Here is a 21,266-nt window from a genome sequence, read left to right on the forward strand (position 1 = left end):
TCGCTGAGATATGCAGGCATTGGTTCGCTGGCAAATGGAGCAACACTTTGTTGCGGAGCGCATCTTCTTCGCCATCGTCATGGCCGTCGCTGGCATTTTATTATTTGCGGATCTAGACGACCAGTACCTTTGGCAAGACGAGGCAGAAACAGCCGTGCTTTCCAGGCGTCTGCTGAGTTGTGGGTTGCCACTGGCGAACGACGGACGCAACTTGGTACAGCAAGCGGATGCTCCTTTTGTGGAGTACACGGCGGACTATATCTGGATTTACCATTCCTGGCTCCAATATGGCCTGACAGCGCTTTTCTTTGCCCTACTGGGACCCACAACCACGGCTGCGCGGTTGCCCTTTGTTACGGTGGGCCTGTTGACCATTGTCTTATTCTACCGGCTTAGCACCTGTTGGCTGGAGAACGCGAGGATACCTCGTCTGGCAATGTTGCTGCTCGTTTTCTGCATCCCATTCATCCTTCATATGCGGCAGTGCCGTTACTATGCTTTGGCAGCACTGTTTACACTGACGACGCTGGATGCTTATCTGCTATTGCCGAGTGGGAAGGCGTACGCCATGCCCTATTTTGTGCTTTCGGCGATGCTGCTCTATCACAGTCATTATGGTGCCTTCTTTCCAACCATGGGTGCGCTCACGCTGGGCACGCTCTTTTCGTCCGCACACTGCCGTGAGCGGCGCTTGTTTGTGCCTGCGCTAGTGCTGGTCATCTTAGGCGTACTGCCTTGGGCCATCTTCATGCGTGTCTGGGCCCGTGGTGCGCCATTTACGTTCGACCGTTTCACGGCACACCTGACGCAGTATTTTGTTTACGTAACGGGCTGGCTTTTCCCACTGTTGCTACTGCTACTTTTGGCTGGCTGGTATGCCCGCAGCCGAACAGCAGAGGGGCCACTGGATGCGCGAGAGGCTCCCTTGCTGGCTCTGTTTTCCCTGGTGATCGTCGCGAACATCATATTGTTGGCCGCTTTCGCTGTCTACGACTGGGTGTATTTCCGCTACATCGTGCATCTCGTCCCCCTATTGCGGCTGCCGCTTGCTATCACTGTGGACAAGATTTACGGCTGGGTAAGACCTCTGGGCATCGTTGTGCTCGTGATGTTGACCACAACCAATGTGTTACACCTCGTGCCTTATGGTTTGCCAAGTTTCTCGGAGTTGCCGCTCCGCAACGTTTTTCCTACCTCAGTGGCTTGGTGGAACGCTGAGGAGGTTTGGCATAAGACCGGCCAATTTCGCTCTGAGTTATGGATGTACGCCCTGGAATTGATACATCCCTATGAGGGACCCATCGAGGGGCTCGTGGCCTATCTTCAGACCCACGCCAAGCCTGGCGACACTGTTCTCGTCAACAATGAGGACTTGCCCCTCATGTTTTACACTGATTTAAAGATCATAGGCGGGCTTTCGGCCCATGATGTCACTGGCATTGTTGAGCCCGATTGGGTGATTGACCGGCAGTACGGCCATTATCGAGATACACTAGCTAAGATCATCGCCGCAGGACATTACGAGCGTATTGAATTGCCTTACCCTGATATCCATTGGGAGAACCGTCCACAGCCAGGTTCCCATCACTATCTGACAGCACGCGGTATAGCCAATGTCACCTTGTATCGGCGGATCGAGTGAAGATCCCTGTGGAAGCGATTAGCAAGACTACAGCCCAGATGGGAAAAACAAACAGGTTAGCGCCTTGGCTACTACTGCTTTTGGCGGCAGTGTTGTTTTTTGCCAACCTGGATAATCAGTACCTGTGGCAGGACGAAGCCGAGACCGCGCTCCTGGCGCGGCGCATTCTGAACTATGGGTTGCCGTTAGCATTTGATGGGCGCAATATGATCAACCAGTATCCCACTCGTACGGAACTGCAATTCAATGCCGATTATATTTGGATCTATCATCCCTGGCTCCCACATTACCTGACGGCGTTGTCTTTTTTCCTTTTCCCACCTGGCACCCTGTCGGCCAGGCTTCCTGTGGTATTGGCCAGTCTCATTAGTGTTCTGATCTTCTATCAGTCCTGCCGCCACCATCTGGGCGGAGATCGGTTAGCGACCATAGCCACGGTATTGCTTCTCAGCATTGTGCCGTTGGTCATCCATTTGCGGCAGGCCAAATACTTTGGCTGGACGGTCCTCTTCACCATTCTCCTGGTGGACGCTTATCTGCGCTTGGAGAAGAAGGAGCGAATTGCGCTTCCACTTTTCATCTTGTCAGCACTTCTCTTGTTCCATAGTAACTTCGGTATATTCCTGCCGACCGTAGCCGTTTTGGGTGTCTGGCCATTCCTTGTTCCATCATGGCAGACGATACGCCGTCCCGTTGTGCTCGGTCTTGGTCTGGTGGCTGTGCTGGCTGGACCATGGGCGCTTTTCATGGCCGTAGGGAAACGCGGAGCTCCTTTCAGTATCTATCGTTTTCTCGGACATTTCGTCCATTATCTGGCTTACATCTTCGGCTGGGTCTTCCCACTGGTGCTGGTCATCGTTTTCGTCGGGCTCTATTTCATTAGTTTGCGACGCCACCCAGTAGGTTTCACCGAAGAGCAGATGCGTCTGATCCATTTGTTCGTGGCGATCGTCGCTGCCAACGTGCTCCTCTTGTCTTATTCCTTTGACTGGATCTATTTCCGTTACGTGGTGCAACTCGTTCCTCTGCTGGTGATGCTCTTGGCCTTGTTGGTGGATAAGATTATCGGCGTCTCAAGGCCATTAGGCTATGTGTTGCTGGTGCTTTTGTGTTATACGAGCGTTCTGCACACACCGCCTTTCGCGCTGGTAACCGCTGCTAACTTGCGTATGACCAGTTGGCAGGATCGTGAAGATTTCGCCGCTGTGGACAAAGTGATTTTGAAAGCCGCGCAATGGCGTTCAGACCAGGCGCAATATATTTACGAAATCACCCACGATTTCGATAGCCCGGATGAAGGTATTGTCAAATACTTGCAGACCTACGCCCTGCCTACAGATAAAGTACTGACCAACTATGGCGAGCTGGTGATTGCTTTTTACACCGACTTGACGGTGGGTGGGGGTCTCTCAGGTTATCGAGCGGAAGAATTGGCGGTCGCTCCCTGGATCATCCCCCGGCAATACGGGCCTTACTACGGCGATCTGATGCATGTGGTCTCAGTTGGCCCTTATGAGCCCATCGAGATACCTTATCCGGATACTCTTTGGGGCAACGGCCCTGCTCCCGAAGATCACCTTTATGCAACCGCTAAGGGCGAGCGGAATGTAGTGATTTATCACCGTATTGGCGCTCCGACACAGCAGGAGGGTGAGCGTTGAGCGGACGGATTATCACACTGGTCAACCCGCCCTCTGCTCCGGGCACTACTGCCAACCGCGAAGGTGCGGCGGGGTTGGGGACGGTTGTGCCGGGTGAAGGTGCTTTCGCCTACCCGCCACAGACCATTGCTACTATGGTGACAATGTTGAAGGCGGAAGGTTTTGAAGTTCGCGTCGTGGATGCCGTCGCTGGCGGACTCGATATCAAGAGAGCGTGTGCGCAGAGTGTGGTTTGCGATCCTGCCGTGGTTGGCGTATTCACAAGTTACGCCACGCGTCAGATTGATGCTGCTTTCTTGGTGGCGCTGCGTGAGATGTGCTCGGTGCCGCTGGTTGCCTTCGGGCCAGCCACGCGCTTTCTGGTTGAACAGTTAGTGGCGGACGCGGTTCTGTGTGGTGAGCCAGAATTGGCTATTGCACCCCTCTGTCGAGTACTATTGGGGGGGAATCCCCCGCGGGGAACCATTTGGCCCCATAATCTGGGTTTGTGTGGCTACGACAATGGGGGCTTGATTGAAGATCTGGGGGCGTTGCCCCGGCCCTCTTGGGATTGCGTGCCCTGGCGTGATTATGGTTTCTTGACCATCACCGGGAGTCGAGGTTGTCCAGACCCCTGTGCTTACTGCCCGTACTCGGTTGCAGGCGGACATTGCATCCGCGTCCGTTTGCCGGAGGACATCGCTGAGGAAATGGCCTGGATAGAACGTGACTTCGCCCCGCCTCGCATGGTTTTCCGTGACCCGGTGTTCGCGCATTCCAGAGAGAGGGTAGTGAGCCTGTGCCAGGAGATCAGGCGACGGGGGATACGCATACCATGGGAGTGTGAGTCGCGCCCCGAGCATTTCGACGCCGAGCTGGTGCGGCTGATGGCTCAGTCGGGCTGCCATTGCCTCAAGATAGGGTTGGAGAGTGCCGATCCGCAGGTATTGGTGAACGTCCGGCGCGTGAATACCGTCGATGAAGGAAATCGGTATTTGGCTCAGGTGCGTCAGTTAGTGAAGGTGTGTGCTGAGATCGGCGTTCTGTGTCGGGTTTTTGTGATGCCCGGTCTGCCTGGAAGTAATGTGGCTAGTGCAGAGAAAACGGCGGCTTTCCTGCGCGACGTCGCACCACCGGCAATCCATGTGCGAGTTTTCGATGTCTATCCTGGGACGGCACTGGAGGGCGCGGCTCGGGCGCAGTCGTGGGCTGAACAGGCGACAATCCTGGGCGCAGCAGCAATGGAGGCAGAGAAGGTGGCGCGACAAGGAAAACCAAGTTGGCAGGGCCGTCTGAGACGGGTGCTGAGGCGATGAGAGCATTTGTGACAGGGGCCACCGGGTTCGTGGGTTCTCACGTGGCTGAAGAACTATTACGCGCCGGTTATATAGTCCGTGCTTTGGTACGGCCAGGAAGTGATGTTCGCGCTCTGACTGGGCTGGATGTAGAGCGCGTCTCGGGTAGCCTGAGTGATAAGGCCTCGTTGTATGAGGCTATGCAAGGATGTGATTTACTCTTTCATGTGGCCGCATTTTACAGCACGCGAGAGGAAGACGCGGCGCAGATGTACGCTATCAACGTGGGCGGGACCAAAACCATTCTGCAAGTGGCAATGGAGTTGGGTGTGCAGCGCGTGGTGTACACCAGTACGATCGGCACCATTGGTCAGCCCACTGATGGCACTCTGGCCGATGAGAGCGTGCCTTTCGAACGCTGGGAGGAGAGCAGTCACTACGCCCGTTCGAAGGTCTTGGCTGAAGAGGCAGCACGAGCGGCCTTCCGTGCCGGACTGGCGGTGGTGATCGTGAATCCCTGCGCGCCCGTGGGTCCGCGGGATCATAAACCCTCCAGCACCGGGCAGCGCATCGTAGACTATCTGAACGGCCGGATGCCTTCGTACCTGGAAGGTGGCATCAATTTCATCGCCGTGCGAGACGTTGCGGTCGGGCACCGCCTGGCCGCCGAGCGTGGCGTGGCTGGCGAACGCTATATTCTCGGTCACGCTGATGGCAACTTACAACGCGAGGATTTCCTGAGGCTGATGGAACGAGTGTCAGGCGTGCCACGGCCTTTGGCTAACGAAGGGCCGGTCAGGTGGCGAAGGCTATTCGACGGTCTATGGAGGAGGCGGAGGTTCACACAAGACTATCGCCCTCCAGCACTTACCGCTAATCCACGCAAGGCTATCGAAGAATTGGGTTTGCCACAGACGCCGTTGGAAGAGGCATTCGCCGAGGCTGTGGCTTGGTATCGAGCCAATGGATATGTGAGGGAGAGGAGATAATGGAGCGCTGGCGAAGGCTGAGGCGTTACTTGTTCACCTTGCTCTTGCGTCTGCTTATGGAAGCCACGGCTATCCCCGTTGTGGGCGCGTTCACGGTGCGCCTCGCCGAGTGGCTAGTTGGCCCATACAAAAACCGGCGCATCTTGGCACAGGTATCGTCACGGTCCTACATCTCATCCCGGGCGCAGATCCATTGTCGACAACTCAAAATAGGCCGTGGTTGCTTCATCGATGACTATGTAACCGTCTTTGCTCACCAGGACGGTGGGAGTATCACTCTGGGCGATCGCGTGCATTTGTACAGGGGGACGATCGTTGAGGTGGGGCGAGGTGGCAGTGTGATTATTGGTGACGACACCCATATCCAGAGCGACTGCAACCTCAAAGGGTTTTTGGGCAACCTGATCGTGGGGCGCAATGTACAGATGGCGCCAGGCTGTGGGTTCAGCCCTTACGAGCATGGTTTCGAAGACTTAAGCACGCCCATACAGAAACAGCCTATCACCAGTGCTGGAGACATCGTGCTGGAAGACGATGTCTGGCTTGGCCTGGGCGTCAAAGTATTGGATGGGGTACGCATAGGTCGGGGAGCAGTCATCGGCGCTGGTGCTGTGGTAACGAAAGACGTGCCGCCTTATGCTATTGCTGCCGGCGTACCGGCGAGAATCATCCGCATGCGGGGGCAGGGGTGAAGGTTTTGTAATGCTGTTGCTTGAATTTTTTCATCGCCCGTTCATCTTAAGGGGCTATAATGCCCCTACAACTACAACAAAGGCGCAGTAGGGGTGCGAGAAGCCCTGCGACACATCTTTCAAAAGAACGAACCACCATCGCCGTGGGTAAGATGCCTGGCATGGGCGGTGGCGAGCGCCGTTGTTCTGGTGGTGTTGGTTGGCTATGGTGTGTTCTATGAGCCCGACAATGTGGGTGTCGTCCGAGTGGAGGTGCCTATTGCGGGCTTGCCAGAGGCCTTAGACGGCTTCACCATCGCACAGATTTCAGATACACACATCACCAGCCTGGGTCATCGCGAGAGGCGGGTGATCGAAATATTGGCGGACCTGTACCCCGATTTGATTGCTGTCACTGGCGACGTAATTCAGAGCGCTGCCGACTATGCCATCTGGCAGGAGCGCGTGGTGCACGTCCGCACTTTTCTTGAGCGACTGGCTGCGCCTTACGGAGCCTGGGTGGTTCTGGGCAATACGGATTGTTCTCGCTATAGTGGGCACCGCAATCTGTTAGTAGACGCCATGCGAACGGCGGGAGCACGGGTTCTGGTGAATGAGGCTCAAGCGCTGGACGTCAAGGGAGCACGACTGTATCTGGGTGGGGTTGAGTTCGCATCGTTTTATCGGCTGAACGTCACCGATTATCAGGTTGTGCGCGATCAGATGGGCAATATGATATATCGGGCCGATTTCTCACTGGGCAACGCTTATAGCCACTATTGGGGTCAGGAAACCATCGCATGGCGAGATTATGAATACCGGGGGCGCATCCGTTACAGCGATGCCGAAGGCGGGATGGGCGTCACGTTCTACTCGCGCTTTCCAGAGGGCTACGACCGCTTTTACCGTCTGCGCCGATATGCGGATGAACCCACCTTGCATATCGCGCCACATGGGACGCGGATCACAGGCGGCGACACGGACACTGGCATCAACCCGGCCGAGAACACCTGGTATCGCTTCCGCATCCAAGTGGAGAGCGGCGTCACGCGGACGGTTATACGAGCCAAGGTGTGGGAGGAGGGCACACCAGAGCCGGATGAGTGGCAGGTGGATTGTTTCGACGAAAATGAAACTCGCCTGAAATCAGGCACGGTGGGCCTGTGGAGCCTGGGACCGGGTTGGAAATTCGCTGACGATCTGGAGGTCGTACCCCTGGACAGAACCGACCGTCTTTATTGGCAGGAAAACTTCAATGGTTTTACAGAGGGCGCTGACCCGCTTGGCTGGCTTGACTATGGCATCAACAAAGGCAATCTGGCGCTCGCAGTGGAGAGCGTACCGCTGGATGAGATGCTCATCGTTTTAGCCCATTCGCCGGATTTCGTTCAGGAGGCTGGCGTAGAGAAGGTGGATTTGATGCTTAGCGGCCACACTCACGGCGGCCAAGTGCGTTTGCCGTTCCTCGGTGCGTTTCACGTCCCCTCGAGTCTGGGACCCCAGTACAGTCAAGGTTTGTTTCGCTTCGGTGAAACACAATTATACGTGAACCGAGGCCTTGGCTGGACTGGGATACCCGTGCGGTTTCTTTGCCAGCCGGAAATCACACTGATCACGCTGCGACAGGCAGCGGCGCAATGAGCGTGGAGTTGGATATGCGGAGGATAGTCTGGCCGGGAATTGTCTTGGCGGCGTTATGCATTGCACTGGCGATGATCGTTTTTTTCGCGGAACCGGAAGGTATCGTTGCGGTCTCGGCAGACTGCGTTACTCCGGGACCAGGCGATGTCTATACCATCACATTCAGGAACGGCGTGTGTCCCAACAGTGGCTACACGGGCACAGTGGATACTTATATTGCCGTTGATCTGTACAACCATGAGGGGGAGACAGTCCTCAACGTTGCTAATAATGGTGGCCGACGTGCCCTCCTGCGCTTTGATCTATCCCAGCATATTCCAGCAACGGCAGTCATCCTGGGCGCGCGGTTGACCCTGCGAGTTAACTATGCCACCGGTTCTGGCAACACTATTATAAAAAGTTATCAGATTTTGCGTCACTGGGAACCTCAGGAAGTGCGGTGGGAATATGCGTCGGAGGGGGTCCCTTGGGGAAGTCCAGGGTGCAATAGCTCTGAGGACCGATCGATGAGCCCCTCATTCTCTGTGAATGTAACCGCACCTGGTGAGTATACTTGGGATGTGACCGACATGGTCCAGTTATGGGTGAATGATCCAGCGGTCAATCACGGGGTCATCCTGATTGGGGAGGGTAGTGGTGGCAGTGTAACGTGGGCGTTCGCCAGCAGCGAGAGCGCATTGGAGATTCGACCACGCTTGCAGGTTGTGTATCAGGGCCCACCGCCGCTGGCTACCCCGACGCCCACCTGTACACCTACTCGCACGCCGACGCCCCCTAACCCCGTGACTATCACGTCCCTGACTCGCACCGGCCTCAAAGTGCAGAGTTCTCCACCAGGGATTGCCCAGGCCTCCTCTCCGGTGCTCTTACTGTGGGAAGGGGAGGCCTACACAGCGAAGTTGAGTTTGTGGGCCTGCAACGTGGAACACGCACACCCGATCTACGTGAATGGCTACCCGTTGGATGGATACATCCTGCCGACTGGCCTGAACTGCGAGATCGAGGATAACACTGGCGGCCAGTATATGGAATTCACGCTGGAACGGGAGAATGGCCTCGATCCCAACATTGTTCTCATCAATGGGTGGAATACGATCAGTACCACCAACCAGGGAGACGTATACGATTCCTTTAAGGTAAGGGATCCTCGCATCCACGTGACGGGTAACATCACTGGGCCATGGGCTGTGGATATCGGACTTGGGACCGATGTCAATGGGATTCCATTGACTGGCACGGTGGTGGTTCCTGTGGGCTACACTGGGATGGAGCCGATACCACTGCTCTTGTGTCTTCAAGGGCGTGGAGCCGATCGTATGTCCATGCCCTATGGGAATGCGTACGTCATAGAGGCCAATAGAAGACGTTGGTTGCTGGCGGCAGTGGATATGCCAACTTATGGTTATTGGGTCTCGGGTTCCTTCCGATTTGCCGCGCGTTTCACACCGTCTTGGTTGGTTCAGGATGTGATTATGAATAGATTTCTACCGGAGATTCAAAGTCGTTTTAATGTGGACCCACGCCGTATCTATCTGGCCGGGTTTTCTGCTGGGGCCAATTCGGCCCTCGTCCTGGCTGGACGCTTCCCTGACGTGTTCGCTGGGGTGGTGGAACACTCTGGACCTCTCAATCTCACCGATTGGTATTGGCAACGCCCTGACTTGCAACTGAGCCTGCAATACGATTTGGGCGGCTCCCCGAGCGAGCAGGGCTTTGAATACGAGCGCCGCTCGGCTTTTCATTACACCCGTAACTTGCAATACACACCCATTTCTATCACTCATGGTCTCAGCGACACGACAGTGGCCTCCAGCCATGCCACCCATTTTTACAATGAGATGGCCGCCTACTACCCGCCCGAGGCCTATGATAAGCCCATCCCTTGGCTTTTTCCGGGCTCACACGAGCTCCCGCCCAATGCTTATCAGGACGATTTCGACTTCCTATCGCAGTATCAATTGCCCGCTGATCCAACGTCCTTGCGAATCAAAACGGACCAGAGCAAGACTTTCTGGTGGCTGGGCGTGCAGCAGGATCAAGAGATCTCGAAGCCACACTGGACTGAGGTGGACGCATCTTTCAATGCGGCTAACAACAGCATTGACGTTGTTGTGCACGCCTACTATGGTAGCAGCCAGTATTCGGGTGCACTCAGTTTTGATCTAATGCGCATGGGTTTGAACTCCGACGTTACCTACGCCGTCGAAGCGACGAACGAGGACACAGGCGAGTTCACTTTCAGCACAGCAGTGCCATCTGAAGGAGTGCTCACCATCGCGCACGGTGCAGCACGTTATCGCTATAGTATCTACCCTTATGATGGGGTCAGTGAGCCGCTGGAGTTACGATTGCAAGAAGGTCAGAACCAATATACAGGCACAGATGACACCCATATCACTATCTACGAGCCCTGGGGCCACGGCACGGAACCATTGCGCGTGCGGTTCGACGACTTAACCAGCACGTTGATGCGCTTCGATCTCTCCCCCTTGTCCGAGAACGCTGTAATCAAGGAAGCGCGTCTTAGGCTATACTTGCAACAGAAAGAGCAGCCTACGACTTGGGTGAACATTGAGGCTTACGAGTTGCGGCGCAGTTGGTCGGAGGCCGAGGCTACGTGGGACCAGGCGCGGATTGGAGTGCCGTGGGAGGTTGCGGGTGCACGGGGCAGTAGTGACCGCGGGACAACCCCTGTGGGAAGATTAACGAATGTGAGGACAGTAGGCGAGTGGTATGGGATGAGCATCACCCAGCAGGTGCGGAACTGGGCCAATTATCCTGCCTCTAACTTCGGGCTGATTCTACGTGGTGCGGGCGGCGAACCACGCAACACCTGGGTACGGTTCTCTTGCTCTGAAGACGCCGATGCGAACATCCGCCCCATTTTGGAAATCAAATATATGCTGGCCACACCCACGCCAACGGCGACTTACACCCCGACTACCACGCCCACGGTGACCAATACCCCGACAGTGACCCCGACACAGACGTGCACACCGACTCCCACTCGGGAAGCAACGGCCACGCCCACGATTGTAGTACACGAGACATATTTGCCCATCATCTTGAAGTGGTAGAAAAGGTTTAACGAAATTTTTGGACGAAGAGGAGCGAATGCGGAAAACGTTAGGCGTATTGATGGTTGTAGCAGGTGGTATGATGGCATTGGTGGCTTTGTGGTTGGTCGGCTTGATGTCCGTTGAGACTATTGCCCAACCAGCCGAGGTCTGTGCAGCATCGAACCTCGGTGTTTACACCATCACATTCCAATATGGGGCGTGGCCCGACCCAGGATACACTGGTGCCCAGGACACGTATATTGATTTGACCCAGCCATGGGCCCACGACGGGATGTTTCCGCTCAAGGTGGATACCAAGCGCTGGTGTAAGGTGCTCATTCAGTTCGATATCTCGCAGTACATCCCGCCAGATGCGACGGTGCAAAGTGCAAGACTGACGGTTAAGCCGTATGTACCGGGTAGTCGGATGCGTGTGAATCTGTACCGGGTATTGCGCCCGTGGGTTGCTGCTGAAGCCACCTGGAATAGCCCGCTCTCCGGGGTTATGTGGCAGAGCGCTGGCTGCGATGGCCCGGACGACCGCGAGCAGGACCCTGCCAGCAGTCTCATTTTCGAGGCCAACGATTTCTACACTTTCGATGTGACAGCCATGGCCCAGGATTGGGTGCGAGAGTCATCCAGCAACCGCGGGGTGATCTTGATCGGAGAGAAAATCGCTGACGAGACCTCCTGGACTCTATTCTATTCCGAGTGGAGCGAGAGTGCGCTGCGCCCCAAGTTAGTGATCACCTACCAGGGATCGCCGCCACTGGCTACTCCTACGCCGACGCCTACCATCACACCTAGCCCGACGCCACCAAATGCCATCTCCATCACCTCTACGCAGAAGTGTCTATCTGTGGGCGGTTCGGGTGTGCTTTCCAATACCGAGACGGTGATCCTAATCTGGCAGGGGACTCCCTATACAGCGAGGCTCTACCATCGTGCCTGTGCCGTGACGCCAGATGCTCGACGTCCCCAAAGTGTCTATGTGAACGGCAATTTCATCGGCACGATCACACCTTATTATGACTATCAGCGTCCTTGCACCTGTGACAGCGCGCCAACCAGTTACATTGACATCCCAGATGCGGCACAAGTATTGACAAGTGGGCTCAACACGGTGACCATCTACAATGATGGCTCGCCGGACAAGTCGTGGAGGCTGGGCAATTTTTACATCACAGCATCTGGAGAACTGACTACGGTCACACGGATTGATTTTTCCTTTCGCTCCAGTTACGATAACAGCATCCAGAATAGTGTGGTCGTCTTGCCCATAGGTTACGATGGTAGCCAGCCGTTGCCCCTCGTCTTCGTGGTGCAGGGTGGGCGGGGCAACCCAGGGATGCGTGATGAAATGCTCTACGGTGATGGTTACGTGATCTCGTGCAACGAGCGCGGTTGGATCTCTGCGGCGACGGACTTGGGACCGCACCCGGGTCTGCCGCAACCTAACGAGGGAATGTACGTGGGCAGGTTAGAGGCGCAACATGATATCATTGACACAATCCGTGCTATCACGGGCCAACTTGGTATTAATGTAGACCCGTCTCGTATTTATATGGTCGGATTCTCGACCGGGGCGTCTAAGGCACTTGTGACGGCGAGCAAATACCCCGATGTGTTCGCGGCTGTCGTTGCTCACACCCCCCCGACCGATCTCCGGGCTTGGGCTGAGTATGGCAAGACACCACCCCCCACAGGGGGAGTTCCTCCTGCACCCTGGGTAGAAGATAACATCGCACAAGACTTGGGTGATTATCCGCATCATGTGTTCCTATGGCAACGTTGTTCGCCCATTGCGATGGCCCGCAATGTCCAGTATATCCCGATTTCGATCACTCATTCGGTCTATGATACCGTCGTCCCACCTTCGCAATCAACTGATTATTGGGGCGCGGTGGCGGAATTCTTCGATCCGACGACGTATCACAAATTCCTCACCCTGCATGACGCGCCCGGGCCGCATAGTGGCATGCCCAACGCGAACTACAACGATTTGGAATTCTTCTCTCAATATACATTGCAGCCAGATCCCCGCACGATTCAGGTTCGTGTGGATGAAAGCAAGGACTATTACTGGCTGGGCATCCAACGCTTAGGGGACAATAACTGGACGGCCGCCGAATACGCTGCATTCGATCCTGAGATACGTACAATTACGATGGAAGTAAGTGCCGTCGCCGATATATTTCGCGTTGATGTAAACCTGGCGCGCATTGGTTTCGACACAGATGTGCCGTACACAGTAGATGACTATGACCCTCGGACAGGTGAGTTCAGCCGTAGCCACGTGATGCCGTCTGGGGGGCGGATTCAGTTCCTGGTACGGCGCAGCCAAGAGCCTTACACTTATGAGGGCCTCCGGCGCCAATTCGCCATCTACCCACAGTCGCAGGAGATGCCATTGCAGCAGACCACTTTGCGGCAAGGACGCGAAGGCTATCTTGGAGTAAGGGACAGTTTCTTAGACGGACGGGATCAACCTTGGGCTCATGGCAGAGATCCTAAATTAAATCTGTATAGCGGGGGTACAGAAGAGCCGATTTTTTCCTTCGATTTGACTGGAATCCCATCGTCGTCGGTCATCAAGGGCGCGCAATTCCGATTTAGCACGGTCCCACGCACGGGTGACTACAGCGCTATTGATGTGCACTTCTACCGCCTACTGCGACCTTGGCGAGATAATGAGGCGACCTGGACGCAGGCGATGGAAGGTGTGGCTTGGGAAGTGCCTGGCGCGAAGGGGATGGGCGACCGTGCGTCTCAACCAGAGGTAACACTGCGCATTAACAACCCCCAGTATCGCTACAGTGTGAATCTGACATCCTTGGCCCAGCATTGGGTGAATCACCCAGAGGAGAACTTCGGTTTCATTGCTGAAGGCAGTATATTTTACGGGGGCTCGCACAGTAGTTATGACATCGCCTCCAGTGAATACGGCTCGAGCGATAATAACTACCGCCCTGAGTTGTGGATTGCCTATACGGATCCGACACCTACGTGCACGCCAACAGCAACGTCCACGCCTACTTGTACGTTCACGCCTACGCCGACGGAGACGCCTACGAATACACCCACCCACACCGCAACAGCCACGCCGACGGCGACCGAAGTGGTCTATGTCATTTGGCTGCCCGTTCTTCTGAAATGAGGGCTTTGTCCGCCCAGTGGCGGAGGACATAATGAGAATCTGTTTTGTCTATCCGGATATTGGCGGTGTCGAGCATTATGGCACACGCAAATACTATCATGGTATTGGCTATATCTCGTCTATGCTGAAGGGGGCAGGGCACGAGACAACGCTTGTTTACGTGCAGAGTGAGCCTGACCGCGCCCATTTCTTGGCCGAGTTGGAAACTGCTCGTCCAGATATAGTGGCCTTTTCGTCCACTACTCACCAACACCCGTTTATTGAACAATGGGCTGCCTGGATCAAAGAGGTGCATCCAGATTGGATCACCGTCTCTGGCGGTACGCACCCGACCCTTGTGCCAGAAGAAGTCATTTCCTGGCCGCACTTGGATTTCGTGTGTGTGGGTGAGGGCGAGTACCCCATGCAGGATTTGGCTGACCGTTTGGAGCACGGCGGCGACCCGACCACCATCCCAAATCTGTGGGCTCGTCGCGACGAAGAATTTGTCCGCAACCCACTACGCCCGCTCATTGCGGACCTGGATCTCCTACCTTTCGCTGACCGCGAGCTATTCGATTTCGATGAGATATTGCGTAGCAATGGGGGTTGGGTGGATATGATGGCCGGCCGCGGTTGCCCCTATCAATGCTCCTATTGCTGTAACCCCGGATTGCAGCAGAGGTTCAGGGGGCTAGGCAAATATGTCCGCTTCCGCAGCGTGTCCAACGTTTTAGCCGAGATTCGCTCTTTGACTCGCCGCTACCCGGTGCGGGTGCTGAATTTCCAGGACGATGTGTTCACACTTGACCGAGAATGGGCGTTGGAATTTTGCCGTGCCTATATGCGAGAGTTCACTCTTCCTTTCTGGATTAACACCCGGGTGGAACGCATCAGCGATGAGGAACTGGTGGCAGCGCTGGCAGGCGCCGGATGTCGAGGGGTGCGAATTGGGATCGAGTCCGGAAACGAGCGATTGCGAGCCGAGATTCTCAAGAGGCGCATGACCAACGATCAGATCCGTGCTGCCTTCCGATTGTTGCGCCGATATGGCCTGGAGACCTATACTTGTAACATGATCGGTATCCCGGGTGAGACACCGGAGATGATGGCTGAGACCGTAGCACTGAACCGTGAACTGGAACCCACTGACCTACAGTTTTCAGTCTTTTATCCCTACCCGATGACCGAACTGTACCGATTGTCGCTGGAACAAGGCTACCTGGAAGAAGGTGCACACTTGGTGAGTTACTATGGGCGGGAGAGCGTCCTGCGTTTACCCACGATGACGAAAGAAGACTTGGCACGCGGCTATGAGGAATTCGAGCGTTTGAAAGCCGACTTGCGCTTAAAGCGCTCGGGTGGCCTCAAGCGGTGGGCCTACCGTCTTCTACGTGTCTTGTGTGGGAGCAATGACAAGCGGATGGGTGCAGTATTGCAGGTGCTGGGGAGAATGCGCGGTCGGGTGTCGAGACTAGTTCAAACCATCCGGGCAGCGCTATTGGGAGGATAGATGGATCTAGTCGCTTACTATGACGCCTATTGGCGCCAAGCCGATGACACTTTTGATATGGAGCGCTTGGGGTTGCTTGCCAGGCTCGTCTCGCCGGGCGAGCATGTATTAGAGGTAGATTGCGGGCCGGGGGTTTTAGCCAATCTCATGCGGGAGCGGGGAGCCATTGTTCAGGGAACGGATCTTTCAGCGGTGGCCGTTGAGCGGACACGAGCCAAGGGTATCCCGTGTTTGCAGGTAGATCTGGATGTCCAGCCGCTCCCCTTTGCCGATGGCACCTTTGACACTGTGGTCTCTAACTCGGCTATGGAACACCGCTTTTTCCATGAGAGGTCCCTATCGGAATGCGCACGTGTCCTCAAGCCGGGTGGCAAATTCGTCCTCTGTCTCCCCAACATCGCGCACTGGATTTGTCGGCTGTGGGTGCTAAGCGGGCGTTTTCCGTACGTGAAGAATTCTCCCACTGATTTGATGCATATTCGTTTTTTCACTGTGCACGAGGCTCGCCTGCTGTGTGAATCTCATGGACTCACGGTATTACGGGTGGACGGCAGTGCCAGTATGTGGGCGCAGGAGTTTTACCCCTCTATTTTGCGCCACCGACGTGTGCGCGGTCTATATGCCCGACTGGCAGGTGTCTGGCCGTCGCTTTTCGCCCGAGATTTCGTTCTCCTATGCAGGAAAAGGTGAGACAACATGTCTTTGCGACGTGATATCACATGGGGTATATTCTGGGTGGGTGTGTCGCGCATAGGAACCAGTGCGCTGCAGTTTCTGACCACTTTGGTCCTGATGCGGCTTGTCGAGCGGGCGGATTTTGGTCTGATTGGCATGGCTTACTTGGCTATCGAGACGCTGGAGTTGTTTCGCGAACTGGGTTTCACCTCGGCATTGATCTATCGCAAGAGGGATATAGAGAAGGCCGCAGATACTGCGTTTTATGTCGTTATTGGAATGGGTGCGGCTCTCTGCGCCACTACTTTTATCGCTTCGCCCTACATAGCCTTGTTCTTTAAGACGCCTCATCTGGAAGAGGTCCTGCGCGTCCTGGCATTTACCACTGTGCTCCGTTCGTTCGGTGAGGTCCCGCTTACTTTGCTATCTAAGGAGATGTCTTTTGACAAGCGAGTGGTGCCCGATATTGTCCCCACCCTGGGTTATGGTTTAACGGCCACGGCGTTTGCCCTGGTGGGCCTGGGAGTATGGAGTTTGGTGATCGGCCGAATTGTGGAGAGCGTACTGGATGCCACTTTGGTGTGGTTTTTTGTCTCTTGGCGGCCCAAATGGCGGTTTGATCGGGCTATTGGGCGGGAGATGTTTGACTATGGTAAACACATTCTCGGTAGCCAGGTGCTCATCTTTTTCATCACGAACATCGATGACGCTTTCGTCGGGCGTATACTGGGGACCGATCCCTTAGGTTCGTACCAACTTGCTTATAAATTGTCGAATCAGCCCGCCACGAACATCTCACGGCTGCTTGGCCAAGTGATGTTCCCCGCCTTCTCTCGGATACAGGACAATGTCGATTCCATGCGCCGGGCGTTTTTCAAGTCAGTGCGCTATGTTTCTTTGGTTGCCATCCCGCTCACAGCAGGGATTGTTACCTTCGGGCCGGCGTTTCTCAGGACGGTGTATGCAGGCAAGTGGAATGACGCTATCATCCCGTTGCAATTACTCGCCATCTATGGGCTTCTGCGCGCCATTGCCGTGAATATGGGCAGCGTCTTGAAAGCAGGAGGCAAGCCCGATTGGATTATGTACATCGCTGTTCTCCGCCTTTCCGTAATGGGCATTTTGCTTTATCCAGCGACGAAATACTATGGCATCGTTGGCGTAAGTGCCCTCTCGGCTATTGTTTCCATCGTAGACTTTGTTATCTCGGCAGTACTTACTAACCGGGTTATTCGGGGCACGATGTGGGAATACGTGCGCATTCTGACCCCACCGGTCGTTTACGCGACTATCTCCTCTGCAGTGGCCTGGGTGGTCTACGATCTAACATCGGTGCAACACGGATTCATCTCCTTGGTATTGGCCGGCGCACTGATGGTGCTGTTGGATGTCACCCTAACTTGGGTCTTTGACCGGGAATTGCGTCGCACGACGCGAGAGGTCATCGAAGAAATGCAGGAGCGCGGACGGCAGTTGATCGAGAGCCTTCAGCAGTTGTGACTCGGGAGGGGGCGTTGGCTAGTCAAGATATTGCCGTGGTGCAGATTTCTGCAGTGCGCCTGAACCCGTACGTGAATCTATTGAGCGAGGCATTGAATCGCGTTGAGGGCGTCCGTTGCGTTGTGCGGCAAAGGTTAGGATGGGCATGGTTATTCACTGGTGGGTGGCAGGCAGACGTTTGGCATCTTCACTGGCTGGAATTGCTATGCGGCCAGCCGGGGGGTGGTCCAAGTCACAGCAAGTTGCATGCAATTGAGCAACAGATCAAAATAGCCCGTCGGCTGGGCGTGCGCATTGTTTATACTGTGCACAACTTGAATGGACATGAAGCAGATGATGCGCTGGTTGGCGAGGCTCACGCTTTTATGTTTCAGATTGCCGATGCCTTGCATGTCCATGACAAAGAGGCGAGGAAGCATCTATCTGAGCGCTATGGCCGTCAGTCTGGCGTGGTAGAGATACCACACGGAAATTATGTGGGCGTGTATCCTAACGACTGTTCGCCTTTGGAGGCACGCGCCCGGCTGGCTCTGCCTTCCGACAGTTTTATTTATCTTTTTTTAGGGCAGATTCGGCCGTATAAGGGCATTGAAGAGTTAGTGGCCGCATTCACAGCCTTGCCTGGTGAGAAATTGCGCCTAATCATCGCAGGTAATGCCCACGACCCGGCATATGCTGGCCAAATTAAGATGGCAGCAGCAGTGGATGCTCGGATCAGCGTAGTTCTGCACTACGTGCCGGCAGAAGAACTGCAATACTACTTTAACGCTAGCGATGTCTGCGTGTTACCTTACCGGGAGGTGACCACCTCAGGTGCAGCCATACTGGCTTTTTCTTTCGGCTGCCCGGTCGTGGCTCCTCATCGAGGAGCCTTTCCTGCGCTCCTGGACGGAGGCCGAGGCATATTGTATGATCCGAACCGGGCGGATGGATTGCGTGATGCCTTGATGGCAGCACAGGCCTTGGATAGGGACACGGTTCGTCGTCAAGTTTTTGCTTATGCCGAGAGTCTGAGTTGGGATAGTATTGCAGAGCAGTTTGTGACCCTGTATCGGTCATTAGCGGGTTAGATAATGATTGAAGGACAAAAAATCCTGTGTTTTGCGCCAGGGCTGTGGGACGATATCTGGCGCAATCGACATCAGTTGATGAGCCGCTTGGCTCGCCGCAACCGGGTGTTGTATATCGAACCGCGGGTTTATCTGAGGCCGTTGCTACGAAGTTTGCGAAGGGGGAAAGTGCCCTCGGGAACCCTGTGGCCGGGGCCTGTGTCGGAGAAAGTGCCAGGGCTTTACGTATATCATACGCCATTGGTCTGGCCACGTACGGCGCGCAAGCCCTTCGGCGAGTGGACTCACCAGGCGTTCGTGCGGGCTGTGCACCGAGTGATGGAGCGACTCGAGATGGCGTCGCCTATTCTCTGGTTATTCCTTCCCGATATGGGCGATCTGATTGGGGAGTTCGGCGAACGATTGGTGGTCTACCATGTGGTGGATGACTATACTGGATATACGGGTGTGAGTGAGGCTATGCGGCCCGTATTGCGGGAGATGGAGCGACAAGTGATGGCTCTCGCCGATGTGGTGTTTGTGACCTCAGAGACGTTGCTGGAGCAGAAACGCGTGCTACACCCGAACGTGTATTTGGTGCCAAATGGGGTGGATTATGCTGCTTTTACTGCGGCGCGTAGTTCCATACCGCCGGGCATCACGGCACTTCCGGGGCCAGTGGTGGGCTATGTGGGAGCCATCAATGATAAGGTGGATGTGGCTCTTATACTTCGGGTGGCGCAAGCGTATCCAGATTGGATGATCCTACTCGTGGGTCCGGTCGGGGTGACGACAAAGGAGGGCTACGCCGCTATTGAGGCCCTTCACAAGCAACCCAATGTGCATTTCACCGGGCGAGTGGCTGTGGAGGATGTGCCTGCCTATGTCTGGGCCTGCGACGTATGCCTGCTCCCTTACCATGTAAATGACTGGACGCGCCATATTGATGCACTAAAGTTATACGAATACCTGGCCTGCGGAAAGCCAGTGGTAGCAACCGGTATCCCTGCGGCGCGAAAGTTCGGGGAAGTCGTGTACGTCGCAGAGCGGGACGCGGATTTTGTATCATTTATTGGACATGCTCTGAACGAATGTGACCCCACATTGGCTACTCGGCGGCAAGCCATTGCCGCACAGAACACTTGGGATGAACGCATAGAGAGGCTATCTGCAGCATTGAAGCCCCTATTGAGTTGAACGGGTGCCTGAAGATGTGCTAAAATGCCCCCGTAATTATTATCTGGGAGAGTCAGAGGAGGATAGTACGTGAACGCAAATTCTGGTTCGGAGTTTAACCTGTACTTTCGGGCAGTTCGCAAACGGTGGTGGGTTATCGTTCTCCTGTTATTCATCACGGTTGCCGTTATTCTGTTCACTTCACTGACCGAAAAGCCAGTCTATCAAACCTTTATGTCTGTGCAAGTGTTGCCGGTGGAGCCACAGGAAGTGAGCCTGTTCGGTCAACTGCGCGTTACGAGTACTCAGGAGGAGATTTTGCTGGTAGAGCAGCAGTTCATTTCCGCTCTACGCAATGGCTATGTGGCCTGGCAGACGATTGCTGACCTGGACCTAGGCATTTCCGCTGCGGACCTTTTGAACAATATCTCAGCCTCGGTCTCAGACGATTTCATCTACATTACCTTCCAGGCGGACGACCCCCTGAACATCGAGGCAATTGCCAATACGCATTTCGAGAACGCTTTGGCCTATTACGGGCAAATTCGTGCCAAGCCATCGACTGTGGCCCTGAATTTCATTGCCCAGCAGTTAGCAAACGAAGAAAACAATTTCAAGCAAGCACAGGCTGCATTCTTGCAGTTTAAAGCCGACAATCACGTGAATGACCTCAACCGAGAGATTCTCGCTGTCCAAGATCTGATCCGCAATTTGCACATGGAACGCGAGCGTATGGCAATGACCAAAGCCCAAAATGAGAAGCGCAGAAGTGAGACCTTAGCAGCAGCCGCAGCTGCCTACGAGGAAGCGCGCTCAGCACGAAGTAAGGGTGATCGTGAAGCCGAGTCATATTACACCAATCTGGCTCGCCAGTATGAGGCAGGTGCTACCGCCGACAGCGTCGAGATCGCGGTCAATGATCTGGCGCTGGCGCAGTACGACCAACTCATTACGGCGAAGGAACAGGAATTGGCCGAACTCATCCAGTTGACCGCTCAATATGATTACCTACAACGGGCTGTCGAGCGCGTGCAGAGCAATTACAACTTCCTGTTGAGCAAAGAGAGCGAGGCCCGGTTGAAGCAAAGTCAGGCTGCAAATGTGAGTTTCATTCAGATCATTGAGCCGCCGCGCACACCGGATCGACCCGCACCGTCCCGATTGCCCAAGTTGCTGGCTGTGGGTGTGGTGGTCAGCCTTTTGGGCGGGGTGATACTGACGTTCTTATTGGAACTGTTTTCACGTGGAAGCCGCCCTCACCCTGCCATTGAGTAGGTTAA

The 21,266-nt window shown here is 55.1% G+C and carries 14 protein-coding genes; all 14 read left to right on the top strand.

The genetic code is table 11. The features are described from left to right. Positions 1-10: 10 nt before the first annotated feature. The 14 genes from H5T64_00555 to H5T64_00620 all read left to right on the top strand — a co-directional run bounded on the left by H5T64_00555 (position 11) and on the right by H5T64_00620 (position 21,261). Positions 11-1,642, top strand: coding sequence for a hypothetical protein (locus H5T64_00555; protein MBC7262830.1), 1,632 nt, complete (start codon positions 11-13; stop codon positions 1,640-1,642). Then, entirely contained in the window at positions 1,639-3,303 is a 1,665-nt protein-coding gene (locus H5T64_00560; GenBank protein MBC7262831.1) for a glycosyltransferase family 39 protein, read from the top strand. Before H5T64_00555 ends, H5T64_00560 begins: the two co-directional genes overlap by 4 nt. Beyond that, positions 3,300-4,598, top strand: a complete 1,299-nt coding sequence (locus tag H5T64_00565; GenBank protein MBC7262832.1) for a radical SAM protein — start codon at positions 3,300-3,302, stop codon at positions 4,596-4,598. The genes H5T64_00560 and H5T64_00565 overlap by 4 nt, the downstream gene beginning before the upstream one ends. Continuing rightward, positions 4,595-5,566, top strand: a complete 972-nt coding sequence (locus H5T64_00570) for an NAD-dependent epimerase/dehydratase family protein (GenBank protein ID MBC7262833.1) — start codon at positions 4,595-4,597, stop codon at positions 5,564-5,566. The genes H5T64_00565 and H5T64_00570 overlap by 4 nt, the downstream gene beginning before the upstream one ends. Positions 5,567-5,622: 56 nt before the next feature. Beyond that, on the top strand, positions 5,623-6,258 hold the full coding sequence (locus H5T64_00575) for an acyltransferase (GenBank protein MBC7262834.1): 636 nt from the start codon (positions 5,623-5,625) through the stop codon (positions 6,256-6,258). Positions 6,259-6,351: 93 nt separating this feature from the next. After that, positions 6,352-7,878, top strand: coding sequence for a hypothetical protein (locus tag H5T64_00580; protein MBC7262835.1), 1,527 nt, complete (start codon positions 6,352-6,354; stop codon positions 7,876-7,878). 14 nt (positions 7,879-7,892) lie between these two features. Continuing rightward, entirely contained in the window at positions 7,893-10,955 is a 3,063-nt protein-coding gene (locus H5T64_00585; protein MBC7262836.1) for a DNRLRE domain-containing protein, read from the top strand. Positions 10,956-10,992: 37 nt separating this feature from the next. Next, complete coding sequence (locus tag H5T64_00590; protein ID MBC7262837.1) at positions 10,993-14,094, top strand: DNRLRE domain-containing protein; 3,102 nt, start codon at positions 10,993-10,995, stop codon at positions 14,092-14,094. A 31-nt stretch (positions 14,095-14,125) separates the two neighbouring features. Further along, positions 14,126-15,586, top strand: coding sequence for a B12-binding domain-containing radical SAM protein (locus tag H5T64_00595; GenBank protein ID MBC7262838.1), 1,461 nt, complete (start codon positions 14,126-14,128; stop codon positions 15,584-15,586). After that, positions 15,587-16,276, top strand: coding sequence for a class I SAM-dependent methyltransferase (locus H5T64_00600; GenBank protein MBC7262839.1), 690 nt, complete (start codon positions 15,587-15,589; stop codon positions 16,274-16,276). Between the two features lie 6 nt (positions 16,277-16,282). Next, on the top strand, positions 16,283-17,761 hold the full coding sequence (locus H5T64_00605; protein ID MBC7262840.1) for a lipopolysaccharide biosynthesis protein: 1,479 nt from the start codon (positions 16,283-16,285) through the stop codon (positions 17,759-17,761). Between the two features lie 14 nt (positions 17,762-17,775). Next, positions 17,776-18,831: a glycosyltransferase gene (locus H5T64_00610; protein MBC7262841.1), complete on the top strand. Its 1,056-nt coding sequence runs from the start codon at positions 17,776-17,778 to the stop codon at positions 18,829-18,831. Positions 18,832-18,834: 3 nt separating this feature from the next. Next, positions 18,835-20,007: a glycosyltransferase gene (locus H5T64_00615; GenBank protein MBC7262842.1), complete on the top strand. Its 1,173-nt coding sequence runs from the start codon at positions 18,835-18,837 to the stop codon at positions 20,005-20,007. A gap of 69 nt (positions 20,008-20,076) precedes the next feature. After that, positions 20,077-21,261, top strand: a complete 1,185-nt coding sequence (locus tag H5T64_00620) for a hypothetical protein (GenBank protein MBC7262843.1) — start codon at positions 20,077-20,079, stop codon at positions 21,259-21,261. Positions 21,262-21,266 lie beyond the last annotated feature (5 nt).

Source organism: Chloroflexota bacterium (assembly GCA_014360825.1).
GTDB lineage: Bacteria > Chloroflexota > Anaerolineae > UBA2200 > JACIWT01 > JACIWT01.